We start from the raw sequence: 2,620 nt of genomic DNA, 5'->3' as shown, positions 1-2,620 counted from the left end.
GCTAATTATATGATATTTATGGATAATTTCCAAAGTTGATGACATTGGGGTTCAGAGTCTCCCAAATCGCGATCACGGGTAATGACCCAAAACTCCAGGCCACTCTCACTGAGGTGGGCGATCATGTTTTCTATGGTGCGAACGGGGCCGCCGCCTTTGTAGCCGGGTAGATAGTATGAAGTAAATGTTAAAACTTTTACTATGTTCACAAAAAATCCGTACTCAGGGTTTGCGTTGAATTGGGTGTTTTTTAATTAAGTGGCTGGCGTTTTGCAACAAATAAATAGCTGAAATGCCAGTTGTGCACAGAAGTAAATAGAAAATCAGCCCGGGGATGTTTATGCCTAGTTGGGCTACGGCTGTAGATGTTATGCTCGCCCACAATGCTGTTAGAAATGGATTTGATAAAAGCCTATGTATAACTAGCTCACTAAATAGCATAATTAAGGTGATCGAAAACATTCCAAGTACTACGAGAATCAGACTTCCCGATAAATACATAAGAGAAATTGGCCCAGGTAAACTCGCAAATAGAAATTTTTTGGAGTCTGCGAATCTATAATCTGAATTTGCTATTGTTTGGAAAGTGGTAACTTTTCCTATTTCTACTTTTTCAGTTGCGCTACTCAGAAAAAGTGCAAAGTTTTTTTCTTTGTATGCAGTGGTTGCCATTAGCCCTTCAACGCCTATCCAACGATCTACAGCAAATCTAGAAAGTTTGAGCAGTCCTTTTGTAAGGTAGTCACTTCCGAAATCAATTGATATTTCATGTCTAATTCCTGAGTAGTGGTAGTTGCGAATTGAATTTACCAGTGGGAACGTCATTAAATATAGTGCGAATGTGAGTATTAGTATCAGAACCGAAGATTTAAAGTTTAAATTCCTGAATAACTTGCGGTTCAATATGGCGGCCATGAAGAGCGGTATGATATGAAAAATATACAATCCCCTGCTCAGCAAGGAAATCGATGAGAAAGTTGCTTCGAATAGAGCTAGGCATATACAGTAAATGTTTGAATTTTTATTGGAGAACTCCCACCAGAGCAGAGTCACCGTAGTCATTGCAAAACCGGTGGAAATCAACCAAGAAAATATTGCATTTAAGGGCCAAATAATGGTTTTCGGAACTATTCCGATTTGATGAAAAGAAAAATATATATTTGCCAGGCAAAGTGCAATTACTGAAAGCGTGAGTGTAATCCAAATGTGGATTTTATATTGATTGTACCAACTTGGCGGTGGGGGGGGTTGCTTATGGCAAGCGTCGTAAAATTGGAGCTTGATAGGTGAAAAATCCACCGTGCTATTATAGCGCCTATGGCTCCCAGAGACGCTACGCGTAGTACTTCATCCCACTCACCAGACGAGCCGATGAAATAGCCAATAGGCTCAACATACTCATAGCTGAAAATTAGATGGATTGTGGTTTTTAACCAGAACCCTAGCCAAATCATTATAGTTAGGAAAGTGTAGCTATAGCTTGTTTTGGAGTATAGGCCTGACAATAGCAGTGCTAAAAATGTGAAAGAAAAAAAACAATAAATGTGTTCGCTGCCTGGGTAATTCTTTATACCCAAGCAAAAGAGAGCAACCCAGGCCGTTAATAAAAAAAAACTTGTGGCACGTTTGAGTGCGAAGGGCGATTTAGAATTTTCATAGTTTTGGCGGGAGTGTTTCATATGCCAAGCTCCATGCTATATGAACATTAGCTACCGAAAACTTACGTAGTTCAGCGCAGTCCTAATCCAATTGAATATCTTGCCTTCAGGGTGAATTCTGAAGTTTCGAAAAATCCAAAGTGCAATTAATTTGCTTCTTGGTGTAGTAAGTGAGTATGTTGTGCAAAGGTTTTTCCAATGGGAAATAACATTTTTCTGGTTTGCAGCCACACGAATATAAATTTTGTACGCATTGTTAAATACAATTGCGCGAGATTCTCCTTCAGAATGTTGTAAAGCGTGGCCAATAGCTATATCGACTTTTTCTAGATTAACTTTGCTATAAGGAACATAGGTGCTCAATACAGACTCAATGCAAGAAGTGTCAACGCCCCACTGGGTAAGAGAATGGTTCCAATATTTTTCACGAATTCCCTGAGATAGGCTCATTTGTTGTACAGCTGAAGAAGTAGAGATTTGGCTTGCATGAACTCGATAGTCGAGAAGCACCTCTGGAACATTCGCCATTTTCCACCCACTGATGGCGGCGCGCACCCAGAGATCATAGTCCTCCGCTTTATCCCAGGTGTGCTCGTAGCCTAGCTTTTTGATTGACTCAGCCTTCATCATCACCGTTGGATGTGCAAAAGGTGATTCAAAAAGCAAAGCAATTTTTATCGCCGCATCTGATTGGGGAAGTCTTACCGTGCGGTTGTCAGCGGCACCAAACCGTTTGACCCAGGTCCCAGCGATATCGGCACCGGAGGAGATAAGATAATTTAGTTGCGTCTCAAATCTTGTCGGATGGGCGATGTCATCCTGGTCCATTCGAGCAATCCAGGCTCCTCTGGCAAGCCCTATAGATTCATTCAACGTGTTGGCCAACCCCCGATTGGCGCGGCTGAATAGCTTCACTGCGGATTTCGGAGCACTGTGACCGGCCGTTTCGGTTGATCGTGACC

At 41.7% G+C, this 2,620-nt stretch carries 2 protein-coding genes; both read right to left on the bottom strand.

What is annotated here, in order from left to right; genetic code table 11:
* Positions 1–222: 222 nt before the first annotated feature.
* Entirely contained in the window at positions 223–825 is a 603-nt protein-coding gene (locus H096_RS34075; protein WP_156717543.1) for a hypothetical protein, read from the bottom strand.
* Between the two features lie 884 nt (positions 826–1,709).
* The coding region (locus H096_RS31190) for a glycosyltransferase (RefSeq protein WP_082461995.1) at positions 1,710–2,620 on the bottom strand (911 nt) is incomplete at its 5' end.

The sequence above is a fragment of the Pseudomonas sp. FH1 genome (genome assembly GCF_000510895.2).
Taxonomy (GTDB): domain Bacteria; phylum Pseudomonadota; class Gammaproteobacteria; order Pseudomonadales; family Pseudomonadaceae; genus Aquipseudomonas; species Aquipseudomonas azotoformans_A.
This window is presented reverse-complemented; position numbering and strand designations above follow the sequence as displayed.

Coding starts and splice junctions, on each gene's coding strand:
- H096_RS34075 (WP_156717543.1), bottom strand. CDS start 825: ATGACGTTCCCACTGGTAAATTCAATTCGCAACTACCACTACTCAGGA.